This window comes from Streptomyces sp. MS06 (assembly GCF_047200655.1).
Classification (GTDB): domain Bacteria; phylum Actinomycetota; class Actinomycetes; order Streptomycetales; family Streptomycetaceae; genus Streptomyces.
Genome location: NZ_JBJZOJ010000013.1, coordinates 1 through 16,832, shown reverse-complemented (window position 1 = coordinate 16,832; position 16,832 = coordinate 1). Strand labels below are relative to the sequence as shown.

The window sequence follows — 16,832 nt, the reverse complement described above, 5'->3', positions numbered from 1 at the left end:
CGGGCATACGAGGTTCTGTCGGGCTTCTCAGGCTGGACTCAGAAGGCTCTCATGGTGCGCGGCGAAGCTCATGAGCATGACCGAGAGCATCCGCCGCAGCGGCGACTACGACGCCCCGTACCCCAGCGCCCCGCAGCACGCCTCCTCCCCGGTGAACCCCGAGTGGCCGCCCCCGCCGCCCCACCGGCCCGATGAGGCGCCCACGATGCAGCAGCCCGCGCAGCAGCCGTGCGCCGGTCGGCCCGACGTTCCCGCACGGCCGGCGTACGCCGGTCAGCCCGACGTTCCGGCGCAGCCGGCGTACGCGGGGCAGCAGGCGGGGTCCGGGGTGCCGCCGGTGAACGGCGAGCCCGGCGCGGCCGTCCAGGACCCTGCCCCGGCCGCCTGGCCCGGGCACGGTGGCGGCGGCCACGACGGCGGCACCACGCCGCTCGCCGCCGTACCCGCCGGTTCGCCCGCCCCGAGGAGGAAGCGCAACCGGGGCCCGGTCGCACTGCTCGCCGCCGTGGCGATCGCCGCCGCGGCCATCGGCGGCGGCACCGCGTACGCCATCCAGGAACTGACCGGTCAGGGCACGGTCGCGGCCGCGCCCAGCACCAGCGTGGTACCGGCCGGCAAGCGGGGCGACATCGCGGCCATCGCGGCGGCGGCCGGCCCCAGCATCGTGGAGGTCAAAGCCACGCTGGCCGACGGCTCCTCCACCGGATCCGGCGTCGTGATCACCTCGGACGGCGAGATCCTCACCAACAACCACGTCGTCTCCGGCGCCTCGTCGGTCAAGGTCAGGACCAGTGACGGCAAGGAGTACACGGCCCGCGTCGTCGGCACGGACAGCAAGAAGGACCTGGCGCTGATCAAACTGGAGGGCGCCTCGGGGCTCAAGGCCGCCTCGCTCGGCGACTCCGACAACGTCCAGGTCGGCGACACGGTCGTGGCGATCGGCTCCCCCGAGGGCCTGACCGGCACGGTCACCAGCGGGATCGTCTCCGCCCTGAACCGCGACGTGACGGTGCCCACCGAGGAGTCGTCCGGGCAGCAGCCCGGCGGCGGGCGGTGGCCCTTCGAGTTCGGCGGCCGGCAGTTCAACGGCGACCCGGGCTCGTCCACGACGACCTACAAGGCGATCCAGACCGATGCGTCGCTGAACCCGGGCAACTCGGGCGGCGCGCTGATCGACGCCAACGGCAACGTCATCGGCATCAACTCGGCGATGTACTCGGCGTCCGGTTCCGGCTCCTCGTCCTCGGCGGACGCAGGCAGCGTCGGCCTCGGCTTCGCCATCCCGATCAACACCGTCAAGGCCGACCTGGCGAACCTCCGGGCCGGCGGCACCGACTGAACCGGCACCCACCGCCGGAGCAGGGAGCACGACATGCAGCGCACCGAAGCCCCGCACGGCCGGACCGGCAAGGCCGGCCGGAACGACGGGACCGCCGCACGGAACGGTGAGAACGCCAGGAGCAACCCGAACACCGGGGACGGCACACGCACCGGGGACGGCACACGCACCGGCCACGGCGCCGCGGCCGCCGCGCCCGCCGGACGCGCTCCGATCGGCACCGTCCCGCACCCGGCCACCGGAACCGGCCCCGCCGGACTCGCCCTGGCCCTCGAAGTGGCGCGGCAGCTCCACGCCCCGGCACCGCCCCGGCCCGCGGAGGTCGCCGCCCCCCAGCCGGCGGGCCCGCACACCGGCACCGCCCGCCCGCACCGCCACCGCGTACCGCTGAAGCGGCTGACGACGATCCACGCGTGATCCGGCGCCTCCCCGAGCGGCACGTGCGAGGCTTGACGGCAGCCACCCCGTGGCGACCACCGCACCGCAGGCACCCCGCCGCGGATTCCGCTCCGCGGACACCGCACCCCGCCGCACCCCACCGCAACCGAGGAAACCGCGAGTGATGAGCCCCGCCGAAGGCGACCGTGACAACCAGCGCATCCTGATCGTCGACGACGAGCCGGCGGTGCGCGAAGCACTCCAGCGCAGCCTCGCCTTCGAGGGCTACGCCACCCGCGTCGCGGTCGACGGCGCCGACGCCCTGGAGAAGGCCCGGGCAGAGAAGCCGGACCTGATCGTCCTCGACATCCAGATGCCCCGCATGGACGGCCTGACCGCCGCCCGCCGCATCCGGGGCGCCGGCGACACCACCCCGATCCTCATGCTCACCGCCCGCGACACCGTCGGCGACCGGGTGACCGGCCTGGACGCCGGCGCCGACGACTACCTCGTCAAGCCGTTCGAGCTGGACGAGCTGTTCGCCCGGGTGCGGGCGCTGCTGCGGCGCAGCTCATACGCTGCCGCGGCCGCGGCCGGGACGGAGGAGGACGAGGTGATGTCCTTCGCCGACCTGCGCATGGACCTGGCGACGCGGGAGGTCAGGCGGGGCGGGCGGACCGTGGAGCTGACCCGCACCGAGTTCACCCTGCTGGAGATGTTCCTGGCGCACCCGCGCCAGGTGCTCACCCGGGAGCAGATCCTCAAGGCGGTCTGGGGCTTCGACTTCGAACCGTCCTCCAACTCGCTGGACGTGTACGTCATGTACCTGCGCCGCAAGACGGAGGCGGGCGGCGAACCCCGCCTGGTGCACACCGTCCGCGGCGTGGGCTACGTCCTCAGGCAGGGCGGCCCGGAGTGAAGAACGTGGTCCGCCGGGTCCGGGGGCTGCCGATCCGGACGCGGCTGTCGATGCTGGTGGCGGCGGCGGTGGCGTTCGCCGTCGCAGCGGTGTCGGTGACCTGCTGGTTCATCGTGCGCGGAAAGCTGTACGGCGAGCTGAACGAGGAGTTGCAGAAGCGGGCCAGGCCCCAGCAGTACTCCGCCGTCGTGGGGACCCTCACCACCTGTCCCCAGGCTCCTTCGGACAGCGCGGGCGGCGGCTTCCGGACCCGGGACACCGTCTACCTGCAACTGGTGAAGGCCGACGGAACGCCCTGCGTCTCGTCCAACTCCGAGGGCACCGTCAGGATCACCGGAGCCGACCGGCAGGTCGTCCGGAACGCCGAGAGCCGCAAGGGCGCCCTCCGCAACGGCACCGACCAGGACGGCAACGCCGTCCGGGTGCTCACCACCCCCCTGTACGTCGTACAGGGCATCGGATCCGAGCCGCGGCTCTACACGGGTGCCGCCCTGCAGATCGCGGTGCCGCTGAAGAGCACCCAGGCCACCCTCGACGACCTGGCCCTGCTGCTGCTGTTCGTCTCCGGGATCGGCGTACTCGGCGCCGGGGCCGCCGGCCTCGCCGTCGCCCGTGCCGGACTGCGCCCCGTGGACCGGCTCACGGAGGCCGTCGAACACATCGCCCGCACCGAGGACCTCACCGTCCACATCCCGGTGGAGGAGGACAGCGAGGACGAGGTCGCCCGCCTGTCCCGCTCCTTCAACTCCATGACCGCCGCCCTGGCCAGCTCCCGCGAGCTGCAGCAGCAGCTGATCGCGGACGCCGGCCACGAGCTGCGCACCCCGCTGACCTCGCTGCGCACCAACATCGAACTGCTGGCCCGCAGCGAGGAGACGGGCCGCCCGCTGCCGCCGGAGGACCGCAAGGCGCTGCTCGCCTCGGTGAAGGCGCAGATGACGGAGCTGGCCTCGCTCATCGGCGACCTGCAGGAGCTGTCCCGCTCCGACACCCAGCGCGGCGAGCGCCTCCAGACGGTGTCGCTGGAGGACGTGGTGGAGACGGCCCTGCGTCGCGCCCGCCTGCGCGGCCCCGAGCTGACCATCACCGCGTCCCTGGGCCCCTGGTACGTGCGCGCGGAACCGGCCGCGCTGGAGCGGGCGGTGGTCAACATCCTGGACAACGCGGTCAAGTTCAGCCCCGAGGGCGGCACTGTCGAGGTACGGCTCGCCGACGGCGTCCTGACGGTCCGCGACCACGGTCCCGGCATCCCCGCCGAGGAACTCCCCCACGTCTTCGACCGGTTCTGGCGCTCCCCGTCGGCGCGCGCGCTGCCCGGATCCGGACTCGGTCTGTCCATCGTGGCGCGGACGGTGCGGCAGGCCGGCGGCGAGGTCGCCCTGGCTCCCGCGGACGGCGGCGGCACGGTGGCGACCGTACGCCTCCCCGGCGCGCCGACACCCCCACCCGAGAACCCACCCCCCGGGCCCCCGCCGCCCGCAAACCCACCCACCGGGAACCCGCCACCCGGAAACCCACCCACCGGGAACCCGCCGGCCCCCACTGCCTGACCTCCCGGCACCCGACCGTCACGGTCCGGCCCTCCGGCACCCCGCCGAAGGCCGCCCCGTGCAGACCGAAGGCCCGCCCCGTACAAGGCGTACGGGACGGGCCGGCGGGCGGGGTGCACCCGGCCCGCCGAGCGGACCGGGTGCTCGGTGCGTACGTGGCTGGGCAGAAGCCCGAGCAGGCGCCGGAATGGTCCGCCCCAGGCACATGAGGAGCCCCGCCCATCCGCCACGGGGGAACGACGGACGGACGGGGCGGTCTGAGGTGTCGGCGTGCGGTCACGCCCAGGCGAGGTGTTGCCCGTCGGGGCCGACGTGCAGCCGCATACGGTCGGCGGCCGGGCGCCCGTCCGCCTGCCACTGCACGACACGTTCGGTGATCTCGTCCCAAAGCCGCGCCGTACCGCCCTGCCGGACCATCCACCGGCCGCCGTCCTGGAAGACGACCGCCCAACGCTCGGCGTCCACGTCGATCACGACGTGTTCCGTCCGGCCGTCCCGTTCCAGCGTGAGCCGCTGTGCGCGGGGCGCGGCGAACTGCGCGACGAACCGGGCGGTCCAGTCGTCGAGCACATCCGCGCCCAGTTCGGCGGGCACTGCGTCGCCCTCGCTCAGGTTCGGCAGGATGCCCAGCGGGGGCGGAAGGTGGGGGCGGGCCAGCATGAACGAGACCTGCCCGCCGAGTACCGGGCCGCTGGCCGTGCCGCCGTCGGCGACGGTGAGCCGTACGAGTTCGGATGCGTGCATCCATCCGCCGATCGTGACCAGGACCTCACCGCCGGGGCGTGTCTGCGCGAGCCAGTCAGTCGGCACGGTGCGCACGCCGCACGTGGCGATCACGCGGTCATAGGGGCTGCCCTCCTTGTAGCCCGCCAGTCCGTCACCGACCACGCGGGCAGGCCAGTACCCGGCGCCCGCGAGTGCGATCCCGGCACGGGCGGACACTTCGCCGTCGACCTCGACCGTGGTCACGTTGTCCTCGCCGACGACGTGGCACAGCAGCGCGGTTGAGTAGCCCGTCCCCGTGCCGATCTCCAGAACACGCGTCCCCTCGGTCGCCCGCAGGTCTTCGAGCATCCGCACGACCAGACTCGGCAGGGTGGACGACGACGAGGGGGCCGCCGCGATGCGCCCCTCGACCTGGTCGGGGAAGACACCCCCGGCCACCTGCGTCACGAGGGTGTCGTCCTCGTAGATCCGCGCGAGTCCTTCCGCGGAGTCCCCGGCCGCGGGCCGGTACCAGCCGCCCTCTTCGTACTCGAACCAGCCGCGCGAGAGGAACGCCTCGCGTGGTACGGACAACACGGCCGCTTCCCGTTCCGGGCTGCGCAATACGCCAGTCTTGGACAGGCGCCGCGCGAGGTCGGCGCGTAGGTCTTCCGACGGCAGGGGTTCACTCATGCCGACTCGCTCCGTTCTCCAACAGGTACCCTCGTTCGCATCCGCCAGTTCGGCCGGTTCCGCCGGGAGACGCATCACCGCGTAGTCACCGAAGTTCCGGCGGTAGCGCCGGTGCCCGGTCTCCTGCGTGTGCCTGCGCTGCCACTCCTCGACAGGCCCCGGGCCGCTGTGCCTACCGGACTCAGCCCCACACTCGGTCTCGTCACCGGACACGCACCGGGCCTCGTACTCCGGTTCTGCCGTCTGGTCCTGCTCAATAGTGAACGGGACGTAGTGGAACCTTCGGCGAGTCACCGCGCGACCCTTCGCTCACTGTGCGCCAAGTCCTTGACGTGCAGGAAGCCCCCCGCCTTCTCGATCTCGCGCGCCACCTCGTCGTACTCCTGCGGGACGGAGGAGATCATCGAGCGCCACGCCGTAAGCACTGCACCGGCCTCGCCGCTCTTGATGTGCCCGACGGTCCGTCCCAGCCCGTCGCGTCCATGCGGCGACAGCAGCCCCGCGCGTTCCTCGATCACGTCGGCGATCTCCCACCCGAACGCCTCGGCGTACTCGGTGCACTCCTGACGGGGTGCAGTGATGTCCGTGTTCGGGGCACCGCACAGGTAGATCACACAGCGGAACCGCTCGACCTTCGCGGCCTCGGCCAGCACGTCAGCCTCACCCGGCCTGATGCCCGCTGCCGCGTCCGCGAGTGCTTGACGCCGTCTCAGGCCGTCCTCGGTTCGACGGAACTTCGCCCGCCCCCGCCTCTGTCCGCTCTGAAAACTGACCATGCATCAATCGTGCCCACCCGATCACCCAGGGTGAAGAGACGAGGCGTACTACCAGGCACGATAGCCCGGCCCGAACTCGTACGCTCCGTAGGACTCAGGCGATCAAGGGCACGCCGATGAGTTCGCTGATGTTCCGCACTCGCGCTGTGGACACCTTCGCAAGACGCTTCCCGATGACGCCAGGCAACGCCTGATGCTTGACCCACTCCGGGGCGTCGAGGCCTACCTCGATCAGCGTGTCTCCCGCCTGGTCGTAGAGGCCGGCCGCGCACTGCGCGAGGGCGACATCAAGCTTGTATCGGTTGCGGGCCACCTTCGACATGGACTTGGGCAGCTTCTTCATGTCGGGATGACTGGCGAGCTTCAGCGCGCGCCCGTAGTTCTTCAGGGCGACATGGATTCCAACGGCCTCGGTTTTTGCTGCCGTTGGGCCGAAGCTTGTCCCGTACAACTTCTCGTCTCGTCCGAGCCTCGCCGCCGCGGCGTGCGCCTGCGAGATGTAGTCATCGGCCGCGCCCTCGTCCTCGCGCCTCGACCCCGCCACGGCCGCGGAGATCATCAGGCGCCCGTACGCGAGCAACTGCGGGCGGGACCCGTTGCTGAACGATGGCTCGATCGCCAGTGCCGCACGCTCGGCCACGGACACGGCGCGGGGCAAATTGGCGCCGCGCAGATAGATCCATGACAGCGTCGACTCGAGTAGCGCGGTCATCACGGGGTCGTCGACGTTCTTCGCGAGATGCTTCGCCGACGTGAGCGCACTCAAGGCAAGGTCGCGTTGCCCGAATCCGTTCGAGCATGATGCGGCTACGCGGTATGTGCTCGCCAGAATCGATCCCAGTTGCTCGCGCTCGCTGCCGGTAGCGCTGACATACCTGACCTGTCCTTCCAGCAGGACCTTCGAGGCGTAGCTACTCACCTTCGCCGTGTCGCTCGCCCAGTAGGAATCCCATGCGCGGTCGCGCGCCTCGCCCAGTTCCTCGACGGTGCTCGGGTCGTCGATGCCCTCCCACTCGCCGAGGGCGCTCTCGTGTACGGCATCGGACAGTTGACGCAGCGCGGCGCGGTCGCCCTGATCCATGCCTCGACGCGGTGCCTGTTGGCCCAGGATCACGGATACGTCCGTGTTCAGTGCGTGGGCAAGCTTGAGCAGAGAACCGACGGACAACTCGCCGCGGCCCTGCTCGGCCTTCTGCACCAGGGCGAGAGACAGCCCCGACGCATCGGCGAGCCCCTGCTGTGTCAGATCGGAGCCCCGTAGGTGCTTGATGCGCTTACCGTTCGACAGGTCGGCCCAGTTGCTCACGATCACCCCAGTGCGCTCGCTCAGGCTGCTGTACTCCGATGGTAGGTCCCGGCGCCCGGACGCCCTGGGCGATCGGAACAGACACAAGGCAAGAACACCCCCAGCCCAGCCTCAGATGAGTGCTCCCACCTCACGTCGGTCCGAACACAGCGCGGCTGCATCACCGGTCCGAGCGGGGCACGGCGAGGGCACATGACCCCAGAAGAACGCGAAGACCTGCGGCAACTACTGAAAGCAGTTGCCGCAGGTCAGGGCGCCGTTCTTGGCGTCTACGCAGGTCAGGCGGTCACGGCGGGAAGTTCGTGCCCTACCGCACGACCGTGACCCGGTCGGCCGCCGGGGGCGCGATCGGCGCGTCGGCGGAGGAACGGGCCGTCAGGTACTGCTCCAGCGCCGCCAGATCGTCCGTCCCGACCAGCTCGCCGGTGCCCTGCGCCAGGGTCGGGAAGCCGTCGCCGCCGCCCGCGAGGAAGCTGTTGGTCGCGACGCGGTAGGTGGCCGCCGGGTCGATCGGACGGCCGTCCAGGCGGATCGAGTCGGTGACCACGCGGTCGGCGCCGCTCCTGGTCAGGTCCAGGGTCCAGGTGAGGCCCGCGGACGGCTGCAGGATCCGCGGGGCCGCCTCGTTCGAGCCGCTCACCTGCTCCTTCAGCACCTGGATCAGCTGGGCACCGGTGAAGTCCTGGAGGTTCACGGTGTTGGAGAACGGCTGCACCGTGAAGCCCTCGGCATAGGTCACCACGCCGTCGCCCTCGGCGCCCTTGGCCGCATAGGTCAGCGGCGCCCGGATGCCGCCGGGGTTCATCAGCGCCAGGTCGGTGTCCGGGTCCAGGGACCGGCCGTAGGCGAGCTGCGCGTCCGCGATGAGGTCGCCCAGCGGGGACTCGGTTCCGGTGTTGCCGATGTCGGCGGAGATGTAGCCGATGGGCCGGTTGCCGACGGGTGCTGCCAGGGCGCCCCACTCGTCGATCAGCTCGGTCATGTCCGCCGCCCTGGGCACGTCCCGGGTGACCGCGTGGTTCTCCGACCGCACCGCCGTACGGACGATGTCGCCCGTCGCCCGGTCGTAGGTGAGGGTGGTGTCCGTGTAGAGGCGCCCGAACGAGGAGGCCGAGGTGACCAGTCGGGGCCGGCCCGCGGGGTCCGGGATCGTGCAGACGTAGGCCTGGTGGGTGTGGCCGGTGACCAGGGCGTCCACCGCCGGGCTGATCCGCCGGGCGATGTCGACGATCGGGCCGGAGATGCCGTCGCCGGCGCCGGGCGAGTCGCAGTCGTAGTTGTACGACGAGGAGGCCGGGTAACCGCCCTCGTGGATCAGCGCGACGATCGACTGCACGCCCTGCCGCTGCAGGATCCGGGCGTACTTGTTGATGGTGTCGGCCTCGTCCTTGAAGGTCAGGCCCTTGACACCGTCGGCGGAGACGATGTTCGGGGTGCCCTCCAGGGTGACCCCGATGAAGCCGATGCGGACACCCCGCTTCTTCCACACCCAGTACGGCTTGAGGATCGGCCGGCCGGTCTTGTCGTCGATGACGTTCGCCGCAAGGTAGGGGAAGTCGGCGCCGTCGAAGCCCTCGTCGCCGTAGCAGCCGTCCGTCGGGTGGCAGCCGCCGTTCTGCAGCCGGGCCAGCTCGCCCGCGCCCTCGTCGAACTCGTGGTTGCCGACCGACGTGACGTCGAGATCGAGCTTGTTCAGAGCATCGATGGTCGGCTCGTCGTGGAACAGCCCGGAGATCAGCGGGGAGGCGCCGACCATGTCCCCGGCGGCCGCGGTGATGGAGTACCGGTGGCCCTGCCGGGCCTGGCGCAGGTGCGTGGCCAGGTACTCCATCCCGCCGGCGTCGACCGTCCGGGTGGTGCCGTCCGGCTGGAGTTCGGTGACCCGACCGGAGGAACCGGCCGGGGGCTCCAGATTGCCGTGCAGGTCGTTGAAGGAGAGGAGTTGGACGTCCTGGAAGCGGCCGGACCGGTGGTGGCCACCGGTGTGCTGGTGCCGCTCACCGGCGCTGGCGGTGGCCGGCAGCGCGGCGGCCAGGGCTCCGGCGGTGACGAGTGCGGCGGCCGACGCGAACAGCCGGTGTGCACGGCGTCCGCGGCGCTGGTGCGGCCGGGTGATGGCTGGCATACGCCCCCCTGAGGGTCTGCTGGGACGGTGGGCTCCGTCCAGGGCGCAGCCTAGGGTCAACGCGCGTAGCCGCACAGGACGTTCGGGGTTACATCCCGGTTTACCGCCGCCGTCGCCGACCGGTCGCGCCTCCGCTTCCGGTCCGTAACCCCACTTCGGGGCGCCGTCCGCATACCCTCGTACGCATGACCAGCGACGACCCCGCACGTCTCCCCGGCACCCGCACCATCGAGACCCACGCCACGCTCTCCCGGGAGCAGGTCGAGTCCGTCCTCGACCTGCTCGCCGAGGCCGCCCGCACCGACGGGCAGCCGGCGGTGTCGGAGCAGGGGCGGCTCCAGTTGCGCGGCGGCGCGCGGGAAGGCGTCGCCCATCTGCTGCTGACCGCCGGCGGTGAACTCGTGGGCTACGCGCAGTTGGAGGACACCGACCCGATCGAGGCGCCCGCCGCGGAGCTCGTCGTACATCCCGCGCACCGCGGCCGCGGCCACGGCCGGGCGCTCGGCTCGGCGCTGCTCGCCGCCTCCGGAAAGCGGCTGCGGGTGTGGGCGCACGGCGGCCACCCGGCGGCACGCCACCTCGCCCAGGTGCTGGGCCTCACCCTCTTCCGCGAACTCCGACAGATGCGGCTGACGTTGACCGGACTGGAGCTGGCCGAACCGGTCCTCCCGGAGGGAGTGGCGGTCCGCGCCTTCGTCCCCGGGCAGGACGAGGAGGCCTGGCTCGGCGTCAACGCCGCCGCCTTCGCCCACCACCCCGAGCAGGGCTCGCTGACCGGGCGCGACCTCGCGGCGCGCGAGGCCGAACCGTGGTTCGACCCGGCCGGCTTCTTCCTCGCCGAGCGGGCGGCCGGCGACGGGGGGAGGGAGCTCGTCGGCTTCCACTGGACCAAGGTGCACGCCGAGGACCGGCTCGGCGAGGTGTACGTGCTCGGTGTCGCGCCGGGCGCGCAGGGCGGCGGGCTCGGCAAGGCCCTGACCACCATCGGCCTGCGGCATCTCGCGGCGCAGGGCCTGCCGACCGCGATGCTGTACGTCGACGCCGACAACAAGGCCGCGGTGTCCGTGTACGAGCGGCTGGGCTTCGTCACACACGAGACGGACCTGATGTACCGCACGGAGACCTGACCGCCTCGGAGACCTGACCGCCTCGGAGACCTGACCGCTTCGGAGACCTGACCGGCTCGGAGACCTGACCGCCGGGCCCGCCGACGCGACCGCGGGGCGGGCGCCGGCAGACGGGCGCCGGCAGACGGACGGGCGACGGCGAGCGGGCGAGCTGGCTGGCTGGCTGGCAGGCAGGCGGACGGACGGGCTGCGACGGAGCGGGGAACCGGACCGTACGGGTCCGGTACCCGGCGGCGGGACCGGTGCCCGGGGCGGCCTCCGGCCGGAGGATCGGCTCGGGGTCCCGCCTGCCGGTGCGCACGAGCCGGGAGGTCCCCCGTTCGGCCCCCTCGCCCCCTCTCCGCCCCCGGCCCCGCGGCCCCCGCACGGGCCCCTCCCGGCTCCCCCGCGGCCGGTGCGGGACCGGGTTCGCGGGCCGCCGGTCCGCTCCCCGCTAGCCCGCACGTCATGTCCTCGTAACCATCGATTCAGACAGCCTTGCGACGCTCGGCGAATGACGCCCGCCGTGCCTCAGCCTTCGCCGCCTCCCGAGGGAGCGCGCCCACCGGCGACTGCCGCCGGGCTGCCTCCCGCGCTCTCCGACGCGCCCGTGATGCTGTCGGCGCGGAAGAATGGGTTCATGAGCCAGCCAGACGCCCAGGCAAAGGTCCAGCACGCACAGCCCTCCGTGGGCTCCATCGCCGCCCACCGCCCGCATGTCGCCGCGGGGGCGGTCTCCGACCTGGAACCCGACATCGACGCCGACCTCGACGCGTACGAGGAGACGTCCGCCGACGGTGCGGAGCTGCCGCAGGGGCGCTTCCTCGACCGGGAGCGGAGCTGGCTCGCGTTCAACGAGCGGGTGCTGGAACTCGCCGAGGACCCCCAGACACCCCTGCTGGAGCGGGCCAACTTCCTCGCGATCTTCGCCAGCAACCTGGACGAGTTCTTCATGGTCCGGGTGGCCGGCCTGAAGCGCCGTATCGCGACCGGTGTCGCCACCCGCTCCGCCTCCGGCCTCCAGCCCCGCGAGGTGCTGGAGATGATCTGGGCACGCTCACGCGAGCTGATGGCCCGGCACGCCGCCTGCTTCCACGAGGACGTCGCGCCCGCCCTCGCCGAGGAGGGCATACACCTGGTCCGCTGGGGCGAGCTCACGGAGAAGGAGCAGGCACGGCTGTTCACGCTGTTCCGGCACCAGATCTTCCCGGTGCTCACCCCGCTGGCGGTCGACCCGGCGCACCCCTTCCCCTACATCTCGGGCCTCTCCCTGAACCTCGCCGTCGTGGTGCGCAACCCGGTCAGCGGGCAGCGGCACTTCGCGCGGGTGAAGGTGCCGCCGCTGCTGTCCCGCTTCCTGGAGGCCTCCGCGGGCCGGTACGTCCCCATCGAGGACGTGATAGCCGCCCACCTGGAGGAACTGTTCCCGGGCATGGAGGTGCTGGAGCACCACGCCTTCCGGCTCACCCGCAACGAGGACCTGGAGGTCGAGGAGGACGACGCGGAGAACCTGCTCCAGGCGCTGGAGAAGGAGCTCATGCGGCGCCGCTTCGGTCCTCCGGTACGGCTGGAGGTCGAGGAGTCCATCGACCGCGAGGTACTCGACCTGCTGGTCCGCGAGCTGAAGATCGGCGAGGCGGAGGTCTACCCGCTGCCGGGCCCGCTCGACCTCACCGGCCTCTTCCGCGTCCACAGCATCGACCGGCCCGAGCTGAAGTACCCCAAGTTCGTCGCGGGCACCCACCGCGACCTGGCCGAGGTGGAGTCCGCCTCCGCGCCCGACATCTTCGCGGCCCTGCGCAACCGGGACGTGCTGCTGCACCACCCGTACGACTCCTTCTCCACCTCCGTGCAGGCGTTCCTGGAGCAGGCGGCCGAGGACCCGGACGTCCTGGCGATCAAGCAGACCCTGTACCGGACCTCCGGCGACTCCCCGATAGTGAACGCGCTGATCGACGCCGCCGAGGCCGGCAAGCAGGTGCTGGTCCTGGTCGAGATCAAGGCGCGGTTCGACGAGCACGCCAACATCAAGTGGGCGCGCAAGCTGGAGGAGGCCGGCTGCCACGTGGTCTACGGCCTGGTCGGGCTGAAGACCCACTGCAAGCTGTCCCTGGTCGTCCGCCAGGAGGGCGAGACGCTGCGGCGCTACAGCCACGTCGGCACCGGCAACTACCACCCGAAGACGGCCCGCCTGTACGAGGACCTGGGGCTGCTGACGACCGACCCGCAGGTCGGCGCGGACCTGTCCGACCTGTTCAACCGGCTGTCCGGATACTCCCGCCGGGAGACCTACCGCCGCCTGCTGGTCGCCCCCAAGTCGCTGCGGGACGGTCTCGTCTCGCGGATCCACAAGGAGGTCCAGCACCACCGCGCGGGCCGCCCGGCCTTCATCCGCATCAAGGTCAACTCGATGGTCGACGAGGCCGTCATAGACGCGCTCTACCGCGCCTCCCAGGCAGGCGTGCCGGTGGACGTCTGGGTGCGCGGCATCTGCGCACTGCGCCCGGGGGTGGCGGGCCTGTCGGAGAACATCCGGGTGCGCTCCGTCCTCGGCCGCTTCCTCGAGCACTCGCGCGTCTTCGCCTTCGGCAACGGCGGCGAGCCCGAGGTGTGGATCGGCAGCGCCGACATGATGCACCGCAACCTCGACCGCCGGATCGAAGCCCTGGTCCGGGTGGTCGACCCGGCCCACCGGGCGGCCCTGAACCGGCTGCTGGAGACCGGCATGGCGGACACCACCGCCTCCTGGCACCTCGGCCCGGACGGCGACTGGACACGGCACGCGACCGACCCGGACGGCCAGTCCCTGCGCAACATCCAGGAGATGCTCATAGACGCGCGGAGGCGCCGGCGTGGCAACGCAACACCATGACCTCGCGGACGACCCGGAGGCGAGGCCGGTGACCGCGGGCGCCCTCGCGGACTACCTGCGGACGCAGGCCACGGAGTTCCTGCGCGCGCTGCGCAGGCACCGGGAGTCCGGCGGAGCGGCCGGCGCGGAGCCGGATTCCGTCGGCGCCGCCCGCGCGCTGCGCCGCGCGGCCCGCCGGATCAGCGGCAGCCTGCACACCTACCGGCCGCTGCTCGACTCCGACTGGTCCGAGGAGATGCGCCCGGAGCTGGCCTGGGTGTCCGGGACGCTGGCGCTCGAGCACGCCCACGAGGCCCGTCTGGAGCGGCTGCTGCTGGCTCTGCAGCGGCTGTCGGGGGCGGTGCCGGTGCCCGCGCAGGCGGTCGAGGGGCCCGCGCCCGGGCCCGCCCGCCGCCCCGGCGCGGCGGCGACCGCCGCCGAACGCGGGAACCTGACCGTCGGCGCGGCGAAGGCGGGCGCCCTGCTGGAACGCCAGCTCACCCTGGCGCGGACCCGCGCCCACTCCACGGCCCTCCAGGCGCTCGGGAGCAGCCGCTTCCACGCGGTGACCGACCGGGTGGCGCTGCTGGCCAGCGACGTGCCGCTGGCCCCGGCCGCCGCCTCCGCCGACCTGCGCCCGCTGGCCGAGGCGGCGCGGGAGCGGCTCGCCGACGGGGTGGCGGCGCTGCCGCTGGTCACCGCGGGCAGCCCGTACAACGCCGAGGCCCTGGTGCACGGCCTGTCCCCGGACCCCGCCCCGCACCCGCAGGACGCGCCCTGGCACCAGGTCCGCCTGCTGCTGCGGCTGCACCGGTACGCCCGCGAGGTGGTGCACGGCGGCCGGGAGGGGGCGGCTCCCGGGGACGTGCGGCTGTTCCAGGCCGGTCAGGCCCTCGACCGGCACCGGGACGCCTCCGAGGCGGCCGCGGCGGCCGCGCAGGCGGCCCGGACCTCTCGTATCGCGCCGGCGACGGCGTACGCACTGGGCGTGCTCCACGCCGACCAGCGGCACGAGGTGGAGGCCGCACGGTTCGCGTTCCAGCGCTGCTGGCAGCGGGAAGCGGTGAGTGCCGGCTGACCTCGCGCGGCCCCGCCCCGGGACGGCGGCCGACGGCGCACGGCCCGGCGTACCGGGCGGCCCGGGACGGTGGACGGCCCAGGCCGGTGGACGGCGACGGGCGGCCGGGGCGGTGGGGCGGCGCCGGGCGGCCGGTGACGGACGGCCGGGTCCGGTGCACGGCGTGGCGAAACGGACGACCGGAGGAGGCGGCGAGCACCGTGGACACCCCCGAAGACACCGTCGTGCAGGCGGCCGGATGCGTTCTGTGGCGCCGCTCCCCCGTCCACGGCGGGCTGGAGATCTGCCTCGTGCACAGGCCGAAGTACGACGATTGGTCGCATCCAAAGGGCAAGCTGAAGCGCGGCGAGGACGCGCTCGCCGGCGCGCTGCGGGAGGTGGAGGAGGAGACCGGCCACCGGGCCGTGCCGGGCGCCGAGCTTCCCGCCCAGCGGTACCTGGCCAACGGGCGGCCGAAGCGGGTCCGGTACTGGGCGGCCGAGGCCGTCTCCGGTGCCTTCGCCCCGAACGACGAGGTCGACCGGCTGCTGTGGCTGCCGCCGGGGGCCGCCCGTCTGCGGCTCACCCAGCCGAGGGACCGCACGCTGGTCGCAGCCCTCCTGGACCGTCTCCGCCTGGCATAGTCCGGGACCGCACCGTGTCCTTGACGTAAGCCTTCCGTGACCTAACCACACCGTCTCCAGGGGTTCACCCCTCGTTCATTTTCGCCCATAGGCGGCTTCACCTGATCTGCCTAATTTCGGCCTTACCCGGTGCGGAGCACGCCCTCTGGACGCGCCCGCCACGACACACGTTTCGCGCACGCCGCCGCATTCAGGACGGCGGCTCCAGGAAGGAATTCCTCAAGTGAAGCTTCAGCGCATGAACCGGCGGGCCCTCGCCCTCGGCGCACTCGCCGTCTCCGGCGCCCTGGCCCTCACGGCGTGCGGCTCGGACGACAACAGCAGCAGCTCCGACAGCGGCAGCAGCGCCGGTGCCACGACGGCGGCCAACAGCTCCGTCAAGTGCGACGACGCCAAGGGCCAGCTGCTGGCCTCCGGTTCCACCGCGCAGCAGAACGCCATGGGTCAGTGGGCCAAGGACTTCATGGCCGCCTGCTCCGGCGTCCAGGTCAACTACAAGGGCGTCGGCTCCGGCGCGGGCATCCAGGAGTTCCTGCAGGGCAACACGGCGTTCGCCGGCTCTGACTCGGCCCTGAAGCCCGAGGAGATGGACCAGTCCAAGAAGGTCTGCAGCGGCGGCAAGGCGATCGACCTGCCGATGGTCGGCGGCCCGATCGCGATCATCTACAACCTGCCCGGCGTGGACGGCCTCACCCTGGACGCCTCCACCACCGCCAAGATCTTCGACTCGAAGATCACCAAGTGGAACGACCCGGCCATCGCCAAGCTGAACCCGGGCGCCAAGCTCCCGGACAAGGCGATCCAGCCCTACCACCGCACCGAGGACTCGGGCACCACCGACAACTTCACCAAGTACCTCAAGGCCGCCGCGCCGAGCGACTGGTCCTACAGCGGCGGCAAGGCCTGGCAGGCCAAGGGCGGCCAGTCCGCCAAGGGCTCGTCCGGTGTCGCCGCGGGCGTGAAGCAGACCGAGGGCGCCATCGGCTACGACGAGCTGTCGTACGCCACCGAGGGCAAGATCCAGATGGCCAAGCTGGACACCGGCTCCGGCACCCCGGTCGAGCTGACCACGGACTCCGCGTCCAAGGCGATCGGCGCCGCGAAGGTCGTCGGCACCGACGGCGACCTGTCCCTCCAGCTCGACTACGCCACCAAGGAGGCCGGCGCCTGGCCGATCGTCCTGGTCACCTACGAGATCGTCTGCGACAAGGGCAACAAGGCCGACACCCTGCCGGCCACCAAGGCCTTCCTCAACTACATCGCCGGCGCGGACGCCCAGGCCAAGCTCGCCGACATGAGCTACGCTCCGCTGCCGGACGAGATCGCCACCAAGGTCCGTTCCGCCATCACCAGCATCTCCTGACGCCCCGGGCAGCCGTCCGG

The 16,832-nt window shown here is 72.3% G+C and carries 13 protein-coding genes; 9 read left to right on the top strand and 4 right to left on the bottom strand.

Annotated elements, in window-relative coordinates:
- The first annotated feature begins 76 nt into the window (after positions 1-76).
- The 4 genes from ACL02U_RS08930 to ACL02U_RS08915 all read left to right on the top strand — a co-directional run bounded on the left by ACL02U_RS08930 (position 77) and on the right by ACL02U_RS08915 (position 4,186).
- Complete coding sequence (locus ACL02U_RS08930) at positions 77-1,339, top strand: trypsin-like peptidase domain-containing protein (RefSeq protein WP_412790138.1); 1,263 nt, start codon at positions 77-79, stop codon at positions 1,337-1,339.
- A 33-nt stretch (positions 1,340-1,372) separates the two neighbouring features.
- Positions 1,373-1,756 (top strand): hypothetical protein, encoded by a 384-nt coding sequence (locus tag ACL02U_RS08925; protein ID WP_412790137.1) that lies wholly within the window; start codon positions 1,373-1,375, stop codon positions 1,754-1,756.
- Positions 1,757-1,901: 145 nt separating this feature from the next.
- Positions 1,902-2,636, top strand: a complete 735-nt coding sequence (locus tag ACL02U_RS08920) for a response regulator transcription factor (protein ID WP_412790136.1) — start codon at positions 1,902-1,904, stop codon at positions 2,634-2,636.
- Positions 2,633-4,186, top strand: a complete 1,554-nt coding sequence (locus ACL02U_RS08915; RefSeq protein ID WP_412790135.1) for an ATP-binding protein — start codon at positions 2,633-2,635, stop codon at positions 4,184-4,186. Before ACL02U_RS08920 ends, ACL02U_RS08915 begins: the two co-directional genes overlap by 4 nt.
- A gap of 276 nt (positions 4,187-4,462) precedes the next feature.
- Here the strand turns inward: ACL02U_RS08915 and tgmC are convergent, their stop codons facing one another.
- The 4 genes from tgmC to ACL02U_RS08895 all read right to left on the bottom strand — a co-directional run bounded on the left by tgmC (position 4,463) and on the right by ACL02U_RS08895 (position 9,791).
- Positions 4,463-5,584 (bottom strand): ATP-grasp peptide maturase system methyltransferase, encoded by a 1,122-nt coding sequence (gene tgmC, locus ACL02U_RS08910; protein WP_412790134.1) that lies wholly within the window; start codon positions 5,582-5,584, stop codon positions 4,463-4,465.
- A 290-nt stretch (positions 5,585-5,874) separates the two neighbouring features.
- Positions 5,875-6,360, bottom strand: coding sequence for a recombinase family protein (locus tag ACL02U_RS08905; protein ID WP_412790133.1), 486 nt, complete (start codon positions 6,358-6,360; stop codon positions 5,875-5,877).
- A gap of 94 nt (positions 6,361-6,454) precedes the next feature.
- On the bottom strand, positions 6,455-7,666 hold the full coding sequence (locus ACL02U_RS08900; protein ID WP_412790248.1) for a helix-turn-helix domain-containing protein: 1,212 nt from the start codon (positions 7,664-7,666) through the stop codon (positions 6,455-6,457).
- Positions 7,667-7,973: 307 nt separating this feature from the next.
- A complete protein-coding gene (locus tag ACL02U_RS08895; RefSeq protein WP_412790132.1) occupies positions 7,974-9,791 on the bottom strand; it encodes a bifunctional metallophosphatase/5'-nucleotidase in 1,818 nt (605 codons plus the stop codon).
- 185 nt (positions 9,792-9,976) lie between these two features.
- Between ACL02U_RS08895 and mshD the strand changes: the two genes are divergently transcribed.
- The 5 genes from mshD (at position 9,977) to pstS (ending at position 16,812) form a co-directional block, all read left to right on the top strand.
- Entirely contained in the window at positions 9,977-10,918 is a 942-nt protein-coding gene (mshD, locus tag ACL02U_RS08890; RefSeq protein ID WP_412790131.1) for a mycothiol synthase, read from the top strand.
- 493 nt (positions 10,919-11,411) lie between these two features.
- Positions 11,412-13,769, top strand: coding sequence for an RNA degradosome polyphosphate kinase (locus ACL02U_RS08885; protein ID WP_412790130.1), 2,358 nt, complete (start codon positions 11,412-11,414; stop codon positions 13,767-13,769).
- Complete coding sequence (locus ACL02U_RS08880) at positions 13,750-14,826, top strand: CHAD domain-containing protein (protein WP_412790129.1); 1,077 nt, start codon at positions 13,750-13,752, stop codon at positions 14,824-14,826. The genes ACL02U_RS08885 and ACL02U_RS08880 overlap by 20 nt, the downstream gene beginning before the upstream one ends.
- Before the next feature lie 200 nt (positions 14,827-15,026).
- Positions 15,027-15,449, top strand: coding sequence for an NUDIX hydrolase (locus tag ACL02U_RS08875; protein ID WP_412790128.1), 423 nt, complete (start codon positions 15,027-15,029; stop codon positions 15,447-15,449).
- A gap of 223 nt (positions 15,450-15,672) precedes the next feature.
- Positions 15,673-16,812, top strand: coding sequence for a phosphate ABC transporter substrate-binding protein PstS (gene pstS / locus ACL02U_RS08870; protein WP_412790127.1), 1,140 nt, complete (start codon positions 15,673-15,675; stop codon positions 16,810-16,812).
- Positions 16,813-16,832: the final 20 nt, after the last annotated feature.